Origin of the sequence: Rhodococcus sp. 05-339-2 (assembly GCF_002258965.1) — a bacterium.
Taxonomy (GTDB): domain Bacteria; phylum Actinomycetota; class Actinomycetes; order Mycobacteriales; family Mycobacteriaceae; genus Rhodococcoides.
Genome location: NZ_NOYW01000004.1, coordinates 169,435 through 190,371 on the forward strand (window position 1 = coordinate 169,435; position 20,937 = coordinate 190,371).

Here is a 20,937-nt window from a genome sequence, read left to right on the forward strand (position 1 = left end):
GACGGTCGTCAGTCGGCGATGGTGGGAGGTGCCTCCATGAACGGACGCAGTTCGAGCCACTCGTCGATCGGCTTCCCACCGGCACCGGGCGCTGCCGACAGCTGCCCTGCCAGCTCGAGCGCGCGTTCGTAGGAGTCGACGTCGATCACCATCCAGCCTGCGATGAGGTCCTTCGTCTCCGCGAACGGGCCATCGGTGACCGGAGGCTTCCCTTCCCCATCCGAGCGCACCCACGTTCCCTCCGGGGCCAGAGCTTGCGCGTCGACGAATTCGCCGGTCTTCTCGAGTTCGGCGGCGAAGTCCTGCATGAACTCGATGTGGTCGCGCACTTCGGCGGGTGTCCACCGGTCCATCGGGATCCAGTCGGCAGGCTCGGGGGCTCCGCGGTAGTGCTTGAGCATGAGGTACTCGGCCATGGTGTCTCCTGTCGTCCGATGCGGCCATTCTTGCCGCATTCGACCCTGGGACGGAACCGGTCCGCAGATTTCGACACGTTCGACCAAAAAGACTCTCAGCGCATCGTGCGACCTGCCGAGCCCAGCATCTGCGTCGCCTCGACCACCCGAGCCGCCATCGCCGTCTCGGCCGGCTTGCCCCACGATCGCGGGTCGTAGGCCTTCTTGTTGCCGTACTCGCCGTCGACCTTGAGGACTTGGTCGTACTTGCTGATCATGTGCCCGGCGATGGACCGGGTGAACGCGTATTGGGTGTCGGTGTCGATGTTCATCTTGATCACCCCGCTCGCGACCGCGGAGGCGATATCTTCTGCGCTGGATCCCGATCCACCGTGGAACACCAGATCGAACGGGTTGTCCTTACCGGTCTCGGCTCCGACGACGGCCTGGATCTCGGCGAGGATTTCCGGGCGTAGGTGCACCGAGTCTGGGTTGTAGACACCGTGCACGTTGCCGAAGGTCAGGGCGGTCATGTAGCGACCGCGCTCACCGGCGCCGAGCGCGGCGATCGTGGCCCGAGCATCGTCGACGGTCGAGTACAGCTGTTCGTTGATCTCGTGCGAGACGCCGTCCTCCTCGCCGCCGATGACGCCGACCTCGATTTCGAGGATCGTGTTCGCCTGCATCGACAGATCGAGCAATTCCCGAGCGACACGCAGGTTTTCGTCGAGCGGCACCGCCGAGCCGTCCCACATGTGCGATTGGTAGAGCGGGTCGAGTCCGCGTCCGCGTCGGTCGATGGCGTCGGCCAGCAGGGGCCGCACCCAGTCGTCCAGATTCTCGGCTGGGCAGTGATCGGTGTGCAGCGCCACCGAGATCGAATAGTGCTGCGCCACTTCGTGGGCGTACTGTGCGAGCGCCTTGGAGCCGGCGAAGCGGTTCTGCACCGCATTGCCGGACAGATAGAGCGCCGTGCCGACCGATACCTGAATGATCCCGTCGCTCTCGGCCTCGGCGAAGCCCTGAAGGGCTGCGTTGAGTGTCTGTGAACCGGTGACGTTGATCGACGGGTAGGCGAACCCGCCCTCCTTGGCGCGATCCAGCATGGCGGCGTACTGGTCCGGACTGGCAATCGGCATGAACTGTCCTATCTTTCGGGTGCGGCCGGCACGTCGGCTCGAGGTGCACTGCAGCCGCAGGAATTTCGGTGGGTGAAGGTGGTCGGTACTCGGATCGATCGGGGCGCGTCCTCGTGTCCCTCGATGCGCCGGAGAACCAGGTCGGCTGCGGTTCGGCCGATGGTCTGCACGTCCTGAGCTGCCGCCGTGAGCCGAGGCTCGAACAGGTCCGACCACTCGAAGTCGTCATAGCAGACGAAGGCCAGGTCCGCCGGAATCGACAAACCCAGGCCTCGAACAGCTTTCAGCGATCCGATCGTCATCGAGTTGTTCATCGACACCAGGGCCGACGGCCGGTCCGGACCGGACATCAGCTCACGCACCCGAGATTCGGCCACCTCGACGTTGGACCGGCCGTCGAGAATCAGTCGAGGATCGAGTTCGATTCCTCGATCGGCCAGCGCGCGGGCGTAGCCGTCGAATCGCTCGGTCGTGGAGGAGATCCCTTCGATGCCGCGCACGATCGCGATACGTCGGTGTCCGGCGTCGAGGAGGTGGGTGGTGAGCTCGTACGCCGACGCGTCGTTCTCCGGACCCACCTGATCGCAGGAGACGTCGAGCATCCGGTCGATCAACACCAGAGGCGTTCCACTGCGGACGATCTCGGGAATCGTCGAGAATTCGGAGCCCGCCGCGGGTGCGAGAATCATGCCGTCGACCTGACGGTCGAGCAACGAGTCCGTCACCCTCCGCTCGGACCTGGGCTCGTCGTGCGAATCACCGAGGATCAAGACGTAACCGGCCTCGGACAATCGCTGCTCGACGGCATGGACCAGGCTTCCGAAATACGGGTTGGTCAACGCGGCGATCGACAGTCCCACGGTGTGAGTCCGACCTGCCGCGAGCGATCGAGCGACGACGTTGCGGCGGTATCCGATCTCGGCAATCGCTGCGTCGACACGTTCCCGGGTGGCGGCATTGACGTTGCGAGTTCCGTTGAGCACGTGCGAGACAGTCGATACCGATACACCTGCCAATCGGGCGACGTCGTCCATCGTGGGCATGTCAGTCGGCCCAGCGCTGTCGTGTCTCGTGGTTCTGCGCAATCGTCATGTCAGCCGCAGGATTCGATCGGCGCGACGTGCGGTGGACCCGATCAGTTCCGCGTTGCGTTCGTCCGATCCCAGTGCCCAGAACTCCGCGTCCTCGTGCGACTTTCCGTAGGCCTCGTGCCTGGCCACCAGCCTCTCGTGCCGAACTCTCGTGTGTGGAGCCAGAAACCAGACTTCGTCGATCATCGCCCGCGCCGCCGGCCACGCATCGGATTCCATCAGCAGGTAGTTGCCTTCGGTGATGACCAGCGGAACAGTCGACGGGACCGGGATGGAGGAACCGATCGACTCCTCGATCTCTCGGCGAAATCTCGGCGCGTACACGAGGGGACCACCGGGCTGCTGATCGTGAACGGCCGCGATCAACCGCGCGTATCCACCGTCGTCGAACGTGTCGTGGGCACCCTTGCGATCGAGCCGACCCAGTTCGATCAACACCTCGTTGGCGAGATGGAATCCGTCCATCGGAACCAGTACCGCAAGTTCGGGCCCGAGCGCGTCGACGAGTTGCTGTGCCACAGTGGATTTTCCGGCACCCGGTGCACCGGTCAGGCCGAGTATGCGCCGCTCACCCGGTACGGCCAGCTTTCGCGCCAGCTCCACGAGTTCGTCGAGGGTGGCTTCCTGTACGTCCTGGTCAATGCTCACCGTTGTCGCTTTCGAGTCCGTTGATGGAAAGTTCGCGTAGCCATGCTCTGGGGCCGATCACCGAGCAGCGCAGCGCGGCAACGTGAGCCGAACTGTCGATGCGCTCGGCCAGCGAGCCCGGCTGCGTGCAGTAGTAGGCATACGCGCCGTGGAACGCATCCCCGGCACCCAGAGTATCGACCACCGCGACCGGCTCCACATCGACCGATCCGGTCGATCCCTCGGACCACCACTCGACGGGCTCGCCGCCGTGGGTGGTGACGACGGTCCGCACACCGGATGCAACGAGTTCCGCGGCGTTCGCGGCCGTGTCCGAGGTGCCGGGGGCGCGAAAGTCCGCCGAGCACACCATGTCCGTGGCGTGCTCGATCAGCTCGGTCATCACCGGTTTCCAGCGACCGGCGTCCACGACCAACGTGGTAACCCGCGCCGCCGCATGTTCCGCGGCGGCGCAGGCGATCAGGGGGTGGTGCCCGTCGACCAGAACGACGTCGGCACCGGCGACGACGGCCTCCAGCCCCTCGGGCGGCGAGGCGTCGGAGTTCACGGCGTCGGCCGAGACGACCGATCGGTCGCCGGTCGATTCGATCACCGTCACCGCCGAGACGGGCACCGATCTGCTCGAGCCGGCGGCCGCGTCGATCACGCGGACGCCGAACGCAGCCAGGTCCGCCTTCACCAGCGCGGCCACCGGGTCGTCTCCGAGTGCGGTGACGAGCACGGCCGTCCCGCCGAGCGCGGCAAAGGTGACGGCCGCGTTGGCGGCAGGACCTCCCGCCGCGACGAACTGAGCGCTCGAGGTGATCTTCTGGTTGGGTGCCGGCGCTGCCGACACTCGATGGATCACGTCGAGTGTCGCCAGCCCGACGAAAACACCGACCGGGCTTGTCGATTCAGAGCCCGGCGCGTTCATCGTCGGTCGGCTCCTCCGCGCCGGTCATGAGCGCGACGACCTCGGACATACTGCGGTTCTTCGGATCGACCACGCCCGCCCGCTTGCCGAGGCGGTGGATGTGGATCCGGTCGGCGACCTCGAACACGTGTGGCATGTCGTGGCTGATGAGCACCACAGGTATGCCGCGGTCGCGAATGGTGCGAATCAGATCGATCACCATGCCCGACTCTCGCACACCCAGTGCGGCAGTCGGCTCGTCCATGATGATCACTCCGCGGCCGAACGCTGCTGCCCGTGCTACGGCCACACCCTGACGTTGGCCACCGGAGAGCGTCTCGACCGCCTGGTTGACCGACTTGATACCGATCTTGAGGTCCTGCAGGTGCTTCGACGACTCCTCTCGCATCCTCGGCATGTCCAGACGTCGAAACAGACTGCCGCTGATGCCTTTACGCTTGATCTCGCGCCCCAGGTAGACGTTGGAGGCGATGTCGAGCGCCGGAATGACGGCCAGGTCCTGATAGACCGTCTCGATGCCTGCCGCTCGTGCGTCGCGCGTGTTCTTGAACGACACCGGCGATCCGTTCATCAGGATCTCACCCGAATCCGGAATGACAGCCCCGGCAAGAGCTTTGATGAGACTGGACTTCCCGGCACCGTTGTCGCCGATCACCGCCAACACTTCACCGGCCCGCAACTCGAAATCTGCACCGTTGATGGCCGTCACGCTGCCGTAGGTCTTGACCAGACCACGCGCTTCCAGAGCGAGAGGGGCGTTCACTGTGACCTCCGACGTGCGAATTGATCGACGGCCACCGCCACGATGACGAGAATGCCGGTCGCGATGTTCTGGTACAGGCTGTCGACGCCTGCCTGGGTGAGACCGTTGCGCAACACACCGACGATCAGGGTTCCGACGAGAGTTCCGATGACGGTACCGCGGCCACCGAACAGGCTGGTTCCACCGATGACCACCGCGGTGATCGTTTCCAGATTGGCGTTCTGATACGCGTTCGGGTCGGCATTGGGGATTCGTCCGAGAGCCGCCCACGCCGCGATCGCCGCGATGACGCCGGTGACGATGTAGACCGAGAACAGCACGCGACCGGACTTGATGCCGGAACGGTCCGAGGCCTGCGGACTCCCGCCGACCGCGTAAATATGCCTGCCCCAGGATGTTTGGGACAACGCGTACCACATCACGGCGTACACCAGCAGCATCACCACCACGCCGTAGGTGGTGGAGAAGCTACCGACCTTGAACGAGGTGCCGAGAAATGTCAGCGGCCCGCTCGGGACCTGATAGGTCTCGGATCCGGCCAACAGTCTGGTGGCCGCTTGGATCGCGGTGAACGTGCCGAGCGTGACGATGAACGGCGGCAGTCTCAGTACCGTCACCAATCCGCCGTTGATCGCGCCGAACGCCACGCACACGGCAAGCGTCGAACCCAACGCTACGACCGGTCCGTTCGCCCCGGCCGACTGTGCCATCACGATGGTGCCCATCACCGCGACCGCGCCGATCGACAGATCGATCCCGGACGTGAGAATGATCAGTGTCTGGCCGACGGCGAGAATGCCGACCACCACCGACTGCTGCAGAATCAGAGAGACGTTCTGCGGGTTGAGGAACGAGCTCGAAATAGAGCTGAACACGATGATGGCAATGACGAGCGCGGCCAACGGCCCGAGCAGCGGTTCACGCAGGACGGTTCCCACGTTGAACCGGCTCGGTGCCTTGGGAGGCGCAGCGGTTTCGGTACTCACTGATCAGTCCTCGTACTCGACGGCGGTCCGGGAATTCGCGATCAGCCCCAGCAATTCGCTTCGCCCCACGCGGTGTCCTGGGAATCGATTCCGGCGACGGGCTTGTCGGTGACGAGCTGCGAACCGGTGTCGTTGAAACCGCTGGGCTTGGTGCCGTCCTGCGCGAACTTCACCACTGCGTCGACGCCCTGCTCGGCCATCTTCGCGGGGAACTGCAGCACCGTCGCGCCGATGATGCCGGACTTCACATTCGCGATGCCGGTGCAGCTACCGTCGATCGACCCGATGGTGATCTGGTCGGCGCGACCGGCGGACTGAATCGCCTGGTACGCACCCGCAGCTGCAGGCTCGTTGATCGTGTAGAGAGCGTTGACGCCCGGAGCGCGCTGCAGCAGGTTCTCCATGGCGGTCTGCGCCTTGGTCTGATCACCGTTGGTGTTCTCCTGGCCCACGATCTCCGGCGAACTGTCGGTCAGACCCATGCCTTCGAGGAACCCGTCGTGACGGAAGGTGTCGACCGTGCCGCCTGCGGTGCCGTCGAGCATGATGACCTGGGGTGCGGTGGTGCCGAGCGTGCCCTTGACCCAGGCACCCTGGCTCACTCCGGCCGCCTTGTTGTCTGTGGCGAAGGTGGCGTCGACCGCGTCCTCGGGGTCGGTTGCGGTGTCGAGGGCGATGACGACGACGCCGGCGTCACGTGCCTTCTTGATCGCGTCGAGCACTCCGGTGGACGAGTTCGGGGTGATCAGAATTCCCTTCACACCCTGGCCGACCAGGTTCTCGATCGCCGCGACCTGCCCTTCGTTGTCACCGTCGAATGCGCCGGCCAGGGCCACCAACTCGGCTCCGCTGGAATCGGCCTTGGCCTGTGCTGCCTCGCGGAGCTTCACGAAGTACGGATTCGAGTCCGTCTTGGTGATGAGCCCGACCTTGACGCTGTCCGAATCCGAACTGCTGCAGGCGGTCAGACCCAGCACGAGCGAACCGGCCATGAGCACGGTCCCGATCGTCAGCGCGGACTTCCGACGGTGATTGAACATGTGGACTCCCTTGTCCCCTGGCCACGCGGTCGCGTCGCTCGATTGCAGGAGCCTAGGACGCATACAAGCGCTTGCGCATGCGCTTTCGCGAAACGAACTCGAAGTTTGTTTCAGCCGACCGGTCAGCCGGTTCGTGACAGGGGTCACTCCATCGCCACCGGTCGTCGACGTCCGCCATCGTCGGCCCGCCCTCCGCTGCCGATTCCCCGGTCCCTCGCTGCCGGTCCCCCCGCTGCCGGTCCCCCGTTCCCCGCAATCGCGCGCGCACTTGCCATCCGCGCGCGAATCAGCGCCCGATCACCCGGCAATTCCGCGCGCATCCGACGAATGCGCGCGCGTTTGTGACTCCGCGCCCTCGCACGACCGCACGCCCGCACGCCCGCGAACTTCGACCCCGCACACGTCTGCCACCCGCACCAGTGGCCGGTCACCCGCCCCAGATCCCCGCAAACGCGCGCGCGCTCGCCATCCGCGCGCGAATCAGCGCCCGATCACCCGGCAATTCCGCGCGCATCCGACGAATGCGCGCGCGTTTGCCCGTCGACCGAACCCATCCGTCAGCGCGCGAGTGAATTCCAGAAGTCACAGTGATGCTCGGCATCGGCGTCGATCACCGAGATGTCGTCGGAGACGAACTGCAGAACGGGGCTCACGTCTGCGGTGGTACGAGGCCACGGCGGTGCATTGTCTGCACTGGGTGTTCCGGTGTGGGCGAACGAGGTGAGGTACGCGATCATCGTTCGGGCGAGATCGTGCTGCGCCGGAGTCTTCAGCAGATCGTGTCCCGCAATGTCGAAGAAGTACGGCATATCCGTTGCATGTGCGGCATCCTGTGGCACACCGGACGCACCGACGCCACTGACGTCGGCGGTCCCGGTATCGGCGAACTCGTACGAATACACCGGCGCATTCACTGCCAAAGCCCGGTTGTTTCGGTACGTCGGGCACGACCAACCGGCATCGGTGGTCGCCGACGCCCATGCCAACGCCGCAGACGAAAAGTTCTGCAGCGGATACAGATCGGCGACGCGGTCGGCCTCGGGTCCGAATGCATCGGCGAGGAGTGCGGGATACGAATCGGCTGTCACCGAAGTCGGGTCCGCCAACAGCGCCCCACCGACGAACGAATTCTGTTCGGCCCGGTTGCCACCGGAGAACACCGGAACGTCCAGGGCTGCAACGGCTTCGACAGCACGCGCCGGATCGGCGGGTAGTAGCTCGGTACCGTAGGCGAGTCGATTGGAGAAATTCTGTCCCTGCGCTACGAGAGCATCGACGGGCAGCGCACGCAAACATTCGATCGCGCCCGAGCCCGAGCATCCCAGTTGCTTCGCCACTTCGGCTCCGGTGGCCTCGTTGTCGGCCAGCGCAACGTAGGGTCGTTGCTCGGGCACGCCCGGGTAGATCGAGTCGGTCGGAAAGTTCAACGCACACGACCCCGACATGATGGCCACCTTGTCCACCAACCCCTGCGCGGCAGGCGATGTCAACGCAGCACACGCCGCCATACCGCCTGCGGACTCTCCGAACACGGTGACGTTATCGGGGTCTCCCCCGAATGCTGCGGCATTGTCGTTCACCCACCGCAGGGACTGAATCTGATCGGCGAATCCGAAGTTGCCGCCCCCGTCCAGATCAGGGAGCCCCAGGTAACCCAGCATGCCCAGTCGGTAGTTCACCGTCACCACGATGACATTGCCCTCCGAAGCGATCCGCTGAGCTTCGTATGCGGAGCCCGCTCCAGACGTGAAACCGCCGCCGTGCCACCACACCATCACCGGCAGTGGCTCGTTCGACGTCACCAGCGGCGTCGTCACATTGAGGAAGAGGCAATCTTCGTCCGTCGTCGGTGTTCCACCGGACTCGGCCGAGCTCTGCGGACACTGCGAACCCGGCGCAGTGGCGTCGGCATCGTCGTCGGATGTCGGAAGCGGTTGTGGAGGTGACCATCTCAGATCACCGACCGGAGGCTCCGCATACCTGATGCCGAGAAATTGCCGCGTGTTCTGCGCAGCAACCCCGTGCACGGTAGCTGTGGTCGTGGCGACGTCGAGGGGCGCGCTGTCGGATGGACCCGAGGTAGATGCGCACCCGGCGAGTACCAGGAGCACGGCAGCGAGGGCGACCGGCCACTTCCTCATCGGCCGTCCGATCGTGTTGCGGCATCGAATGTTCGACGCAGCTCGTCGGCCAGCTTCACCGCATCGTCGCCAGCTCCTACTTGCCACACGGCCGCGTCGAGAGCAGCGCGAATCGTCATGGCCATGATCCGGGTGTCGAAGGACCGGAACTCACCAGTCTGCTGCCCCGACTCGAGAAGGCCGTGAACTTCGAGCATCTCGGCTCCGTGCTCGGATCGTTCACCGCGAGCGGGAGCTGTGGCGAAGATTGCCGACAGTGCCTTCATGTGCCGAGGGTAGGCAGCGTAGAACATGACGCTGCCGCCGATGAACTCCAGCAACGCTTCTCGACTCGAACCTGCCGCACGAACGAGAGGTCCGACCTCCTGTTCACCGAGTGCGTAGACGAGCTGGACGACGCCATCGAGGAGTTCCTCGCGGGTGCCGAAATGGTAGGAGATGACGCCGCGACTGATTCCGGCGCGCTCGGCGATGCGGACGAACGACGCCTTCTCCGCCCCCGCTTCCGCGATGACATCGACAGCGCAGTGGATCAGCTGTTCGCGACGGGCGTTCTGAATGAATGTGGGTTCGGGACGGTCCGCCTTGGGCGATGGCATGAACCCAACTTTAGCACCACCGCATTATTTTTCCCATGCATGTCAGAAATTCCGAGCCGCCTGGAGTGACCACGATTCGCATCCGAACAGGGGAACCGCTCGCGAGCAGAAACAGTGGACACACGGGTCACTTGGTCGGCGCGTCCTCCCCCGTCACCGAATCCGGCTCGTCGTAGGTGACCGTGATGTCCTGGAATCCTTTGTTGCGCTGCGCTTCTGCCTGTCCGGTGTAGGAGTTCTTGTCACCCTCGGTGAGTTCGACGTTGTCGGTGAACGGCGTCAACAGCGCCCGGGGATGCAGGTGATCGACTCGTACGGCATTGATTTCGATACACAGCACGATGAGCACCGACGAGACGTAGAGAAAGCCGAGCAGGCCGAGGACGATTGCAAAGATTCCGTTGCTGGCGCTGGCGTTGCCGACGACATAGCGAATGTAGATCCCGCCGAACGATTGCAGTGCCTGCCAGATCACCGCGGCGATCGCAGCGCCGGGCAGCACCTCACGCACGGTCAGGGCTCGGGCGGTGCCGATACGGAATGCGGCGGTGAAGACCACGACGTTGACGACCACGACTCCGACAAGCGCCAACGCACCGCCGGCAAAACCGAACAAACCCGAGGACGCGACTCCGTTGAGAACGGTCAGTCCGATGATCGCCGTGCCGACGGTGCTCAGCAGCAACAGCCCTCGCAGGCGTCCCTTGATCGGATCCGGTTGTTCGTTTCGCGGGACGGACCACGCGGTGTTCATCGCGTACTGCGCGGCAAGTGACACTCCGAGTCCGCCGTACAACGACCCCACCACGCCGATGACGATGGCGGTCGTTCCGCCGCTGAGGCGGTCCGGCTGACCGAGTTGGTCACCGATGACCGGGATCTGGCTCATCGCGGAATCGATGATTCGACTCTGCAATTCGGGGTCGCCGGCCAGCACGATTCCCAACACGGTGGTGAAGAGCAGCAGCAACGGGAACAACGAGAGAAACGAGTAGTACGCGATGAGAGCCGCGAGATATCCACCTCGATCGTCGAGGAACTTGTACAGAACTGCGAGCGGGAAACCCGCTGACGGGTGCCTGCGCTGAAAGCTGTCCACCTTGCCGACCATCATCGCTCGAATGTATCCGCCGTGCCGCTCCTCGAAACGTCGACCGAGCGCGGCGTCCGATGTGACCCAGATCTCATAGGTTCGCCGTGCGCTTTCCGGTTCGAGCATCGACCAACTACTGACACCGCACGAAACGAGAAAGGGACTCACATGAGCTTCATCGACAAGGCCAAGAACGCAGCAGAAGACGCCATCGGCAAGGCCAAGGAAGTTGTGGGCGACGCCACCAACAACAAGGACCTCGAGGCCGAGGGCAAGAAGGACCAGGGTTCGGCAGGCGTGAAGAAGGTCGGCGAGAACATCAAGGACACCTTCAAGTAAGACGCACCCGCGAGGGCCGTCGATCTGCGGATCGGCGGCCCTCGCTGCGTTTTCGGGTGCCGCCGCCGATGCTCGACGGTTCTACGTACAACCGTCCCGAAGGCAGCGTATAAAATGCACGGAGCCGACACCGTCGGCCGAATCGAGCGTCCAGCAGAAGGCGCATGATCTCGGATCTCTGCGACGAAGTCGGCAGGGGTCCCATGCGAGAGGACTGTGTGCATGCCGCACTCTTCTATCGAAGGCAACACAGCTGCATCGGCGGACGCCTCGAGCTTGGCCGAATTCGCCCGATCCTTGCGTGAGACTCGGCGCTCGATGCCGCAGACACTCGATGCGATTCTGCGTACTGCCATCACGATGATCCCGGGTGCAGTCACCGGATGCATCACCACGGTGAAGAAGGGCGAGCGGACGGTGGTCGCGTCCACCGATCCGGTCGCGGAGAAGCTGTGTCGCCTGCAGTACGAGCTCGGCGAAGGACCCATTTCCACCGAGGTTCATCACTTCGACGTCGTCGTCGCCGCCGATCTGACCGACGAGGATCGGTGGCCTCGATTCGCTGCCACCGCCGTCGAAGAGGGTTTCAAATCACTTGCTGCGTTCCAGCTCTACAGCAACGCCGACGACCTCGGTGCGCTCGTGCTCTACAGCGACCGACCCGGCGCATTCCACGCCGACGCGGTGACCATCGGTGAAGCGCTTTCTGCCCACGCTGCCATCGCGATGCTCAGCGCCCGTGACCACGAGCAGTTCCGAACCGGTCTGGCCAGTCGAGACATCATCGGTCAGGCCAAGGGCATGATCATGGAACGCTACGACCTCGACGCGGTGCAGGCCTTCGAGCTGTTGGCCAAGCTGTCACAGCAACAGAACCTCCCTCTGCACCTCGTGGCCCGTGATCTGGTGGAGACCGATCATCCGACGGACTCGACCTTCTGACGAGACGACGGGGTTTCGATTCGCTGCTCGCGAGGAATGGCTGTCAGTGGTATCGGCAGGCGACACGCGATACCCGCGCGCGGTTATCTCGTTGAGACAACAGCGATCGACCGCCCGTCGCTATTGCTCCGGTTGACAGCTCGGACACCACCACGTTCGACGCCTGTCCGGGTCACCGTTCACTTCTGCGACCACCCGAATCGATGTTCCGCACCGCAGGCACGGCTTCCCGGCTCGACCGGCGACCCAATGCGTGCGGCCCCGGCGAGTGTCCCCGGTGGTCACCTGCATCGCACCCGGGACCGTCGCCGAGTGACGCATCGCTCGTTCGAGCAACGCGACCAACCGCTGGGCGTCGACGGCGGTCGACGGTGTCCACGGCCACAGCCCGCGCAGAAAGCAGAGCTCGTTCGCCCACAGATTCCCCGGCCCGGCGATCACCCTCTGGTCCAGCAGCGTCGCGATGATCGGCCGCGTTCCCTGAGCGGCGATGTTGGCAACCGCTCGGTCTGCGTCGAACTTCGAGTGCAGTGGGTCCGGTCCCAGATGTGCGATCAGCGCGTTCATGTCCGGTGTGTATCCGTAATCGACGACCGGTAGCAGAATTCCGTAGGCGGTGGGCCCGTCGACCGCGGCGAGCCGCACCCGCACGTCGGGTCGGACACGCTGCGGAATCGAGCGACCGGCCCGCACCACCGTCCACGATCCGCTCATCCGCAGATGCGTGTGCAGCGTCGTGCCGTCGTCGAAATCGGTCAGTAGATGCTTGCCGTGGGTCCGGTGTGCGACGACGGTTCGCCCGGCCAGATTCTCGACTGCATGCGCGGGCACCTGCAGCCTTCCGGCCCGCAACGATGCGCCGTCCAATGCTCGACGCAACCTCGCGGCCAATACGAACACGGTGTCACCTTCGGGCATGACCTCCGGGTATCCCGCTCGAACGAAACGCAATCCGAACGCCGGGCCCGCATCGGCCGGATGTGATCGTCGCTCGCTATGTCGAGGGCGACGCTGTCGGCGACACGCCCCGGCCGGCGTGTTCACGACAGAGCCGGTGGACAGACCCGGAACCTACGGCGCGACCGAGGATCGGAGAATTCCCGACGGCGTCGGCCGCAACACCGACGCGAGTTCGGCCAACGGCACCGGTGCCTCGACGAGGGATTCCCACGGATACTTCGCGCCGGTGTCGCGTAGGAAGGCAACGGCCTGATGGAGGTGCCGCGGCTCGTAATTGTGGATGCCGGTGATGGTCAGCCAGTTCCGGACCACTGCTTCCGGGTCGACGGTGATCGGCGGACCCGGCGCGACGGATCCGGCAAGCACGAGCCGCCCACCGACGTCGAGTCGCCCCAACGCCGACTGCACGGCCTCCGACGATCCGGAGAAGTCGATCGCCACATCTGTTCGCGTACCGTCGTCCTCACCGGCCCCGAATGCACGAGATTGTCTCTGTCGCTCCGGATCTCGATCGACGACCGTCACCGATGCCCCTCGCTCGCATGCCGCCGCGGCGGCGGTGACCCCCAGCATTCCGGCCCCGACGATCAGTACCCGTCGGCCGTCCAAAGCACCCGCGGCATCGAGAGCCGCCATCACCGTGGCCGTCGCACACGCTGCCGGTGCGGCGACGGCATCGGGCATGGCGTCGGGAACCCGGGCCACTGCGGTACCGCGAGGAAGCACGATGTGTCGGGCGTAGGAGCCGCTGAGAACCCATGGACTCTGGGCAGATTCGTGACCCACCTTGCGCACGGACGAGCACTTGGCCGTGAACCCGCGGACGCATCGACTGCATCGGCCGCAGGGCACGGTCACCGACCACACGATCCGATCCCCGACGGCCGCTGGGGATGTGGCATCACCGACGGCGACGACGCGACCGACGGCCTCGTGCCCGAGTACCGACGGGCACGCTCCGTGCCGTCGACCGGACACCGTGTGCAGATCGCTCCCGCACACCGTGGCGAGATCGACGCGCACCAGCAGATCACCCGACTCGAGGGCGGGAATCTCGATGTCCCACATCTCGATCCCGCTCCCCGTCCAGACGGCGGCCGGTGTCAGACCAGCAGTGATCTGATCCATCCGGAGATCCTTTCCACGATGTACACGACGACGAAGATGACGAGAACGATCGCACCGGCGACGTCGAAGTTCAGGGTACGAATCGACTCGAAGAGCAGAAAGCCGATACCGCCCGCACCGACGATCCCGAGAATGGTCGAGGTACGAATGTTCACGTCGAGCAGATACAAGCTCGAACCGACCATCGACGGAATGGCCTGAGGAACAACGGCACTCGATGTCCTGTTCCACCAACCGCCACCCACCGACGCCACCGCTTCGAGGGGACCGGGATCGATCTCCTCGATCGCGTCCGCAACGAGTTTGCCGAGAAATCCGACGGATCCGATGGCCAGTGCGCAGGTTCCTGCCACCGGACCCAATCCGAGCGCTGCGACGAACACGACGGCGAGGATGAGTTCGGGCACAGCCCGAACCAACAGAATCCAGGATCGCGCAACCCAGTACACCGCGGGATGCGGAGTTGCGTTGCGCGCAGCCAGAACTCCGACGGGAATCGACAGCACGATGCCGATTGCGGTGGCCACGACTCCGATGGCGACGGTCTGTACGGCGGCGTCGAACAGGTCCGATCCCAAAGCGGAGAAATCCGGTGGGACCATTCGACCGAACACCTCGATCGACGGCCCGATCCAGGTCAGCAGCGAGCGCGGATCCAACTCGAGAATCACGAACGACGCCACGATCGCGAACAAGAGCACAGCCGACGCCCCGAGGCGCATCAGTCGATCGCGCTGCGGGCCGGCCGCGGACGGGACCAGCAGCATGCGGCGCAGAGCCATCGCTGCCAATTCCATTGCGGCGATGATCACCAGGATCACCAACACGATTCCGAGAGCACGCGGGTAGATCAGTCCGCGGAGAGCGTCCTGCAGGGCAAAACCGATGCCGCCTGCCCCGACGAAGCCGAGCACGACCGACATGCGCAGGTTGATGTCGATTCGATAGACGAAGGCGCCGATCCACGCCGGAACAACCTGCGGGACCACAGCATTGATCATCTCCCGGTAGTAGCCGGCTCCAGCGGCACGGAGCGCCTCTCGTGGTCCGACATCGGTCTCTTCGATGGCGTCGGCGAACAGTTTGCCGAGCATGCCGATGGAATGTAGTGCCAGAGCCAGGATGCCGGGCAGCACACCGATTCCCAACGCCCGGACGAACAGCACCGCGAACAGCAGATCCGGCATCGCCCGGCAGAAGGTGATGACGGCGCGCGCGATGCCGTACAGGGCCGGGTGGGGCGAGGTGTTCCGTGCCGCGAGGAACGCCAGCGGTACCGAGACGACCGCTGCGAGCACGGTGCCCAGCACTGCCATGAGCAAGGTGTCGAGCGCGAGGGAGACGATCCTTCCGGTGTCGTCGACACGCGGCGGCAGCATCCGCTCGAGCAGGTTGCCCACATCCTCGAGACCCTCGATCAAGGTCGTCGGCGCGAAGTCGATGTAGCCCGCCGAGAGCACGGTGAGAACGAGCGCGACGACACCCAGTGCCGGGAACAGCCATCGACGCCGCTGCGGATCCTTCTGCCCTGCAGTGTTCGTGGGCTTCGGTTCGACGGTGACGGTCACGTCGGTGCCACCGTGGTCATGCTCCCGGGGTCGGGCGCGATCCGTTGATAGATCGGCATGATGTCATCACGCTGGAGACCGGCGGCGGGGCGATCGAGCACCACCCGACCGTCTCGGAGACCCACGAGGCGATGGGCCCAGCCGAGGGCGAGATCGACCTGATGCAACGTGCACACCACGGTCAGTTTCTCCTCGCTGCACACTCGCTGCAACAGATCCATCACCACGCCCGCGTTCTCGGGGTCGAGCGAGGCGACGGGTTCGTCCGCGAGGACGATCCGCGGACGCTGCATCAGGGTGCGTGCGATCGCCACCCGTTGCTGCTGTCCACCCGACAGCGTGTCGGCGCGCCGTTCGGCGAAGTCCGCCAACCCGACTCGGTCGAGGCACGCGCGGGCTTCCTCTCGCATCGCTTTCGGGTAGGTGAGTGCGCCGTAGCGCGGAATCGACAGTCGGCCGATGCCTCCCACGAGTACGTTCTCGAGGCAACTCAGCCGGCCCACGAGATTGAAGTGCTGAAAGACGAAGCCGACATCTCGGCGTAGCTCGCGCACACGGCGGCGGTTCGCCAGATCGACCCGGATGTCGAGTGCAGTGACGCTCCCCGACGTCACGGGCTGCAAGCCGTTGATGCACCGCAACAGCGTCGACTTCCCGGAGCCGGAAAGCCCGAGCAGAACCAACATCTCACTGTGATGCACATCGAGATTCACGTTCTCGAGCGCTGTGGTGGATCCGAATGTCTTGGTGACGTTGCGAACACTGACCACCACGTCGCCCCGGTCCATCGGTGCGGACATCATCAGCCCTGGCACTTCTCGGAGCCGGTGACCTCGCATACGTGGCGCACGCCGTCGTAATCGCTGTCCTGGGCGGGAACGACGCCCCAGGCGTCCTCGTCGGTGATGCGGCATTCCTCGGCACAGATGCCGTCGGCCACGAAGGCATCCGAGTTCATACCCTCGCTGAAGACGTCCTGGAGCGTGGCAATGGCGTCGGCACCGAGATCGTTGTTGGCTGCGAAGAGCGATCCGGCGATCATCTCGGACTTCCACACGGTCTTGAGCTCACCGGGTGCAAGTTCACCGTTGTCGATCATCGTGCGGTCGACCATGGTGTCGAACGCGAATCCGGCGTCGCAGTCTCCGGCCTTGACGGCCAGCGCCGATGCATCGTGTCCGCCGGCGTAGATCGGGGTCATCGCGGCGGAGATGTCGGCCTCGGAACCGGAGGAAATGACGTTGTCCTCGATGAGTCCCGCTGTCGGGTAGAGGAATCCGGAGGTGGAGCTCGGGTCGACGAAGCAGACCTTCTTGCCTGCGTAGTCGGCGAGACCGTTCACCGAGGCATTGTCCGAACGAGCGATTCCGTACGACTGGTAGCCGGGAGGAGTTCCCTCGTCCTGGACGACGGCACCCAGCGGTGTCATCTCCGCACCGTTGATGCCTGCGACGACGTACGCGAAGGGGCCGAAGAACGCGATGTCGACGTTGCCTGCGATCAGGCCCTCGACCACGCCGGCGTAGTCCGAGGCCTGGATGAACTCGACGCTCGCTCCGGTCTCGTTCTCCAGCCGCTCGATGACGGGGTCGTAGCTGGCTTTCAGGTCTGTGGAGTTCTCGGCGGGAATGGCTGCGAGCGTGATGGTTTCGGGGAATCCCTGATCGGTGGTGGCTCCCTCGGATGAGCTCGAACAACCGGCTGCGACGAGAGCCGCGGCAGAGAGCACGGCCGCGGCGGTTCCGGCACGACGGCGAGAGGTGATGATCATGGCGTGATGTCCGTTCGGGGTGTGGTGGATGTTCAGGGCAGAGCTGTTCAGGGCAGGACGATGGGGGGAAGGTCTGCGACGCTGTCGAGCACGTGGGTGGCACCTGCTTCGAGCAGCTGGGTCTCGGAGTGAGCTCCGGTGAGGACGCCGACCAGCAGCGATGCGCCGGCTCGGCGACCGGACAGGATGTCGCTCGACGTGTCACCGACGACGGCGACCGCGGAAATGTCGGTCACCTCGGCGAGCAGGGCGGCCGAGAGCACGAGATCGGGGTGCGGACGGCCACGACCGGCACTCCCGGGTGCGAGGAATGCGTCGGGCAGATCCCGCCAGCCGAGCGCGTCGATGATGCGATTCTGGGTGGGTGCCGAGAATCCGGTCGTCAGGACGACGGTGATTCCGGATTCGCGAAGCTTCGTGATCGCCTGGGCCGCACCGGGTACGGGTGAGACCCCGGCGTCGATGCGGGCGTCGTAGGCCGATTCGAAGGCGCGGTTGGCGGCCTGAGCGCGGTCCTCTGTTCCGAACAGTGCGCGGAACACCTCGATCTTGGACCGACCCATCGTGTCGAGCACGTAGCGGCGGGCGTCGTCGCGTTCCGGACCGGCGTCGGCAAGTCCGACGGCGGTGGCTGCGGCATCGAACGATTCGAGTACCAGACCGTCGTCGGTGACAGTCGTTCCGGCCATGTCGAGGACGACGAGCTCGACGGGGGTGCTGGTGTTCGGGCTGGTGGAGTTCGGCATGGGGAAGAGACTGCCGTTTGGTATAGACCATTACGTGGAACGTGAGTGAACGGACCGTGAACGTCGCACGACAATTAGGTCTAGACCAATTGATGCTATGGTTGGTCCATGGCCGTGGACACCGAACCTCGCGTACTCAAGCATCAGATCGTCCGCAGAAGCCTCGACGCGATGCTCGACGGCATGTCTGCGGGCGACGCGTTTCCGTCCGAGCGCGATCTCGCCGATCGATACGACGTGTCCCGCGAGACACTGCGTCAAGCCATCCGAGAACTGTTGGTAGCCGGTCGAATCGAACGTCGCGGCCGGGCGACGGTGGTGGCCGAACCCAAGGTGGTACTGCCGTTGGCGATCGGCTCCTACACCGAGGCCGCGCGCGAGAAGGGCATGAGCGCCACTCGAATTCTGGTCGGCTGGGAGGTGTTCCGAGCAGACGACGTGCTGGCGGAACTCCTCGCGATCGAGATCGGTTCGGAGGTGGTGCAACTCGAACGCGTCTTCACCACCGGCGACGTGCGAGTCGGACTGGAAACGACCCGCATTCCCGCCTATCGAATCCCGGGGCTACAGGACAGTTTCGATCACCGAACGTCTCTCTATGCCGAATTGGCAGCCCGGGGAGTCACGTTCGGGCGCGTTGTCGACACCATCGAAACCGTCCTCCCCGATGCCAGGGAAGCCGCACTGCTCACCGTCGACACTCGGACACCGATGTTTCTGCTCGGCCGTGTCTCCTACGACACGGACGGTGTTCCCATCGAACACCGACGGTCGCTCTATCGCGGAGACCGGATGACCTTCACCGCCGTCATGGACGCCTGACATGACCTCAGCAGAAAGACTTTCCGTATGACATCGACGTACGACGTCGTGGTCGTCGGGGCCGGGATCGTCGGCCTCGCACACGCGTATCACGCCCATCGGCGCGGACTCACCGTGGCAGTGGTCGATCATGCCGATCGTGTCGCAGGTGCCTCCGTCCAGAACTTCGGACACGCCTGCATCACAGCGCAATCCGGGACCGCACTCGAGTACGCGCGAGCAGGCCGCAGTCACTGGCTCGACCTCGCCCGAAAAGCCGACTTCTGGGCAGCGGAATCGGGAACTCACTGCGTCGCCCGGCACGAGGACGAGCTCGCGGTGCTCGAGCAGTTCGCCGAACTACGGGGCGAGGATCAGGTACAGCTGCTGGACCGCAGCGAGGTACTGAACCGACTCCCCCTTGCCGACACCGATGTGGTCGGCGGCATGTACCTGCCTCTGGACGTCCAGGTGGACCCTCGCTCCGCCGCTCCGGCCGTCGCACGCTGGCTCGCCGATTCCGGGGTGGACTTCCACTGGCGCACCGCTGCAACGTCGTTCGCGCCGGGAATCGTTCGCACCTCCCGCGGCGACCTGCATGCCGGTGCCACGTTCGTCACCGTCAACCACGACATCGATCGCCTGTTTCCCGAGAGCGCCGAACGCGGCGGACTGGTGCGGTGCCGACTGCACATGATGCGAGCCACCATGCCGCTGCGTGCACCGCTTCCCTCGCCGCTGTTCACCGGCTGGTCGCTGCTGAGGTACTCGGGCTTCGAGAACCTGCCCGCCGTTGCAGACGTCGCTGCCCGCCTGCAGGCCGAGTATCCCGACTACGTCGAACTCGACCTGCACCAGATGTACACCCCACAACCGGACGGGTCGATCCTGTTGGGCGACACCCACGTTCGCGAGATCACCACCTCGCCGTTCCAGAGCGAAGACGGTTTCGAGGTGTTGCTCGGCGAAGCGAGAACGCTGTTCGGAGTCGACCGCATCGACGTCGTCGAGCGATGGCAGGGAACGTACTGCTCCGCACCGGGTTCGGAATTCCTGCTGGAAGAGCCCATCGACCGTGTGCACATCGTCACCGTCACGACCGGGATCGGCATGACCACCAGCATGGGTCTGGCGTTGTCCAACGTGGACAACGCGCCGACGCTCGTCTAGCGCCGACACCCCCGTCCCCGCCTCGCCGCACTGTTCGGCTCGCGACACTACTGGGCACACCCCCGTGTCAAGATGTAGTCATGCCGCCGGTCGTTCGCCCCTACCGAGGTGTCGCCGCAGACAAACGTCGCCGCGAGCGCCGCGAGAAACTGCTCGACGCCTGCCTCGACGTGGTTGCGGAGTCCGGTGTCGCCGCCGTCACGGTCGACGGCATCTGTGCGCGCGCCGGCCTGTCCAAGAGGTACTTCTACGAAAGTTTCGGAGACCGCGACGCCATTCTGGTGAGCGCTCTCGACGACGTGATCGACACCGTGGGAACTGCTCTCGAAGAGATTGTGCAGGAACAGGGGTCGACCTCGGACCGCGTCGCCCAGACTGCAGCCGTTCTGGTGCGCGCGCTCACCGCCGATCCACGGTCGTCCCTGCTGTACACCTCGGCGTCGGCCAATCCCGCACTCGAGGCGCGACGCCGACAGATGGTCGACACGTTCACACCACTGCTGATGCGAGCAGTGCTCGACGCCGACCCCGCGAACCCACGGGCCGAGGCAGCGACCGTCCTGATGGTGGCAGGGACGACCGAGCTACTCGACCGGTGGCTTCGCGGCGATCTGGACTTCACCGAAGTGGAGTTCGTCGACACACTGACCGCGCTCGGCGTCGCCCTGGCGACCTCTTTCTGAGCGCACCCGTGTGTCGGGCCG

22 protein-coding genes are annotated in these 20,937 nt (G+C 64.9%); 5 read left to right on the forward strand and 17 right to left on the reverse strand.

The features are described 5' to 3' along the window. Positions 1–8 precede the first annotated feature (8 nt). The 11 genes from CH273_RS01810 to CH273_RS01860 all read right to left on the reverse strand — a co-directional run bounded on the left by CH273_RS01810 (position 9) and on the right by CH273_RS01860 (position 10,826). Complete coding sequence (locus CH273_RS01810) at positions 9–416, reverse strand: YciI family protein (protein ID WP_032396001.1); 408 nt, start codon at positions 414–416, stop codon at positions 9–11. Between the two features lie 95 nt (positions 417–511). Then, the gene (fbaA, locus tag CH273_RS01815) at positions 512–1,534 is read right to left on the reverse strand and encodes a class II fructose-bisphosphate aldolase (protein ID WP_032396002.1); all 1,023 of its coding nucleotides are present in this window, start codon (positions 1,532–1,534) and stop codon (positions 512–514) included. 8 nt (positions 1,535–1,542) lie between these two features. Further along, positions 1,543–2,577, reverse strand: coding sequence for a LacI family DNA-binding transcriptional regulator (locus CH273_RS01820; RefSeq protein WP_032396003.1), 1,035 nt, complete (start codon positions 2,575–2,577; stop codon positions 1,543–1,545). 45 nt (positions 2,578–2,622) lie between these two features. Next, positions 2,623–3,273, reverse strand: a complete 651-nt coding sequence (locus tag CH273_RS01825; RefSeq protein ID WP_032396004.1) for a nucleoside/nucleotide kinase family protein — start codon at positions 3,271–3,273, stop codon at positions 2,623–2,625. Further along, the gene (locus CH273_RS01830; protein WP_032396005.1) at positions 3,263–4,186 is read right to left on the reverse strand and encodes a PfkB family carbohydrate kinase; all 924 of its coding nucleotides are present in this window, start codon (positions 4,184–4,186) and stop codon (positions 3,263–3,265) included. The genes CH273_RS01825 and CH273_RS01830 overlap by 11 nt, the downstream gene beginning before the upstream one ends. Next, on the reverse strand, positions 4,167–4,949 hold the full coding sequence (locus tag CH273_RS01835; protein WP_032396006.1) for an ATP-binding cassette domain-containing protein: 783 nt from the start codon (positions 4,947–4,949) through the stop codon (positions 4,167–4,169). The genes CH273_RS01830 and CH273_RS01835 overlap by 20 nt, the downstream gene beginning before the upstream one ends. Beyond that, positions 4,946–5,935 carry an ABC transporter permease gene (locus CH273_RS01840; RefSeq protein ID WP_032396007.1) on the reverse strand — a complete coding sequence of 330 codons (990 nt, stop codon included), beginning with the start codon at positions 5,933–5,935 and terminating at the stop codon, positions 4,946–4,948. Before CH273_RS01840 ends, CH273_RS01835 begins: the two co-directional genes overlap by 4 nt. 41 nt (positions 5,936–5,976) lie before the next feature. After that, positions 5,977–6,975: a substrate-binding domain-containing protein gene (locus tag CH273_RS01845; protein ID WP_032396008.1), complete on the reverse strand. Its 999-nt coding sequence runs from the start codon at positions 6,973–6,975 to the stop codon at positions 5,977–5,979. Between the two features lie 557 nt (positions 6,976–7,532). Next, a complete protein-coding gene (locus tag CH273_RS01850) occupies positions 7,533–9,116 on the reverse strand; it encodes a carboxylesterase/lipase family protein (RefSeq protein ID WP_032396009.1) in 1,584 nt (527 codons plus the stop codon). After that, the gene (locus CH273_RS01855; RefSeq protein WP_032396010.1) at positions 9,113–9,715 is read right to left on the reverse strand and encodes a TetR/AcrR family transcriptional regulator; all 603 of its coding nucleotides are present in this window, start codon (positions 9,713–9,715) and stop codon (positions 9,113–9,115) included. Before CH273_RS01855 ends, CH273_RS01850 begins: the two co-directional genes overlap by 4 nt. A 127-nt stretch (positions 9,716–9,842) precedes the next feature. Continuing rightward, positions 9,843–10,826: a YihY/virulence factor BrkB family protein gene (locus CH273_RS01860; protein WP_032396332.1), complete on the reverse strand. Its 984-nt coding sequence runs from the start codon at positions 10,824–10,826 to the stop codon at positions 9,843–9,845. 150 nt (positions 10,827–10,976) lie between these two features. Here CH273_RS01860 and CH273_RS01865 point away from each other — a divergent pair, with 150 nt between their 5' ends. Both CH273_RS01865 and CH273_RS01870 read left to right on the forward strand, forming a co-directional pair. Beyond that, positions 10,977–11,147 carry a CsbD family protein gene (locus tag CH273_RS01865; RefSeq protein WP_027495724.1) on the forward strand — a complete coding sequence of 57 codons (171 nt, stop codon included), beginning with the start codon at positions 10,977–10,979 and terminating at the stop codon, positions 11,145–11,147. 222 nt (positions 11,148–11,369) lie between these two features. Then, complete coding sequence (locus CH273_RS01870) at positions 11,370–12,089, forward strand: GAF and ANTAR domain-containing protein (RefSeq protein ID WP_032396011.1); 720 nt, start codon at positions 11,370–11,372, stop codon at positions 12,087–12,089. 120 nt (positions 12,090–12,209) lie between these two features. On the opposite strand, the gene CH273_RS01875 is transcribed toward CH273_RS01870, so the two are convergent. From CH273_RS01875 to CH273_RS01900, 6 genes are all read right to left on the reverse strand, one after another. Beyond that, complete coding sequence (locus CH273_RS01875) at positions 12,210–13,007, reverse strand: DNA-formamidopyrimidine glycosylase family protein (RefSeq protein ID WP_032396012.1); 798 nt, start codon at positions 13,005–13,007, stop codon at positions 12,210–12,212. Positions 13,008–13,160: 153 nt separating this feature from the next. After that, complete coding sequence (locus CH273_RS01880; protein ID WP_032396013.1) at positions 13,161–14,177, reverse strand: zinc-binding dehydrogenase; 1,017 nt, start codon at positions 14,175–14,177, stop codon at positions 13,161–13,163. Further along, a complete protein-coding gene (gene phnE, locus CH273_RS01885) occupies positions 14,153–15,676 on the reverse strand; it encodes a phosphonate ABC transporter, permease protein PhnE (protein ID WP_230596880.1) in 1,524 nt (507 codons plus the stop codon). The genes CH273_RS01880 and phnE overlap by 25 nt, the downstream gene beginning before the upstream one ends. Positions 15,677–15,741: 65 nt before the next feature. Further along, positions 15,742–16,545, reverse strand: coding sequence for a phosphonate ABC transporter ATP-binding protein (gene phnC / locus CH273_RS01890; RefSeq protein WP_032396333.1), 804 nt, complete (start codon positions 16,543–16,545; stop codon positions 15,742–15,744). Positions 16,546–16,547: 2 nt separating this feature from the next. Next, positions 16,548–17,516, reverse strand: a complete 969-nt coding sequence (locus tag CH273_RS01895) for a phosphate/phosphite/phosphonate ABC transporter substrate-binding protein (protein ID WP_032396015.1) — start codon at positions 17,514–17,516, stop codon at positions 16,548–16,550. Between the two features lie 47 nt (positions 17,517–17,563). Further along, a complete protein-coding gene (locus CH273_RS01900) occupies positions 17,564–18,262 on the reverse strand; it encodes a phosphonatase-like hydrolase (protein WP_032396016.1) in 699 nt (232 codons plus the stop codon). Between the two features lie 108 nt (positions 18,263–18,370). Between CH273_RS01900 and CH273_RS01905 the strand changes: the two genes are divergently transcribed. From CH273_RS01905 to CH273_RS01915, 3 genes are all read left to right on the forward strand, one after another. Beyond that, the gene (locus tag CH273_RS01905) at positions 18,371–19,084 is read left to right on the forward strand and encodes a GntR family transcriptional regulator (protein ID WP_032396017.1); all 714 of its coding nucleotides are present in this window, start codon (positions 18,371–18,373) and stop codon (positions 19,082–19,084) included. Positions 19,085–19,111: 27 nt separating this feature from the next. Next, on the forward strand, positions 19,112–20,233 hold the full coding sequence (locus tag CH273_RS01910; RefSeq protein WP_032396018.1) for a TIGR03364 family FAD-dependent oxidoreductase: 1,122 nt from the start codon (positions 19,112–19,114) through the stop codon (positions 20,231–20,233). Between the two features lie 80 nt (positions 20,234–20,313). Beyond that, positions 20,314–20,916 carry a TetR/AcrR family transcriptional regulator gene (locus tag CH273_RS01915; protein WP_052049660.1) on the forward strand — a complete coding sequence of 201 codons (603 nt, stop codon included), beginning with the start codon at positions 20,314–20,316 and terminating at the stop codon, positions 20,914–20,916. Positions 20,917–20,937 lie beyond the last annotated feature (21 nt).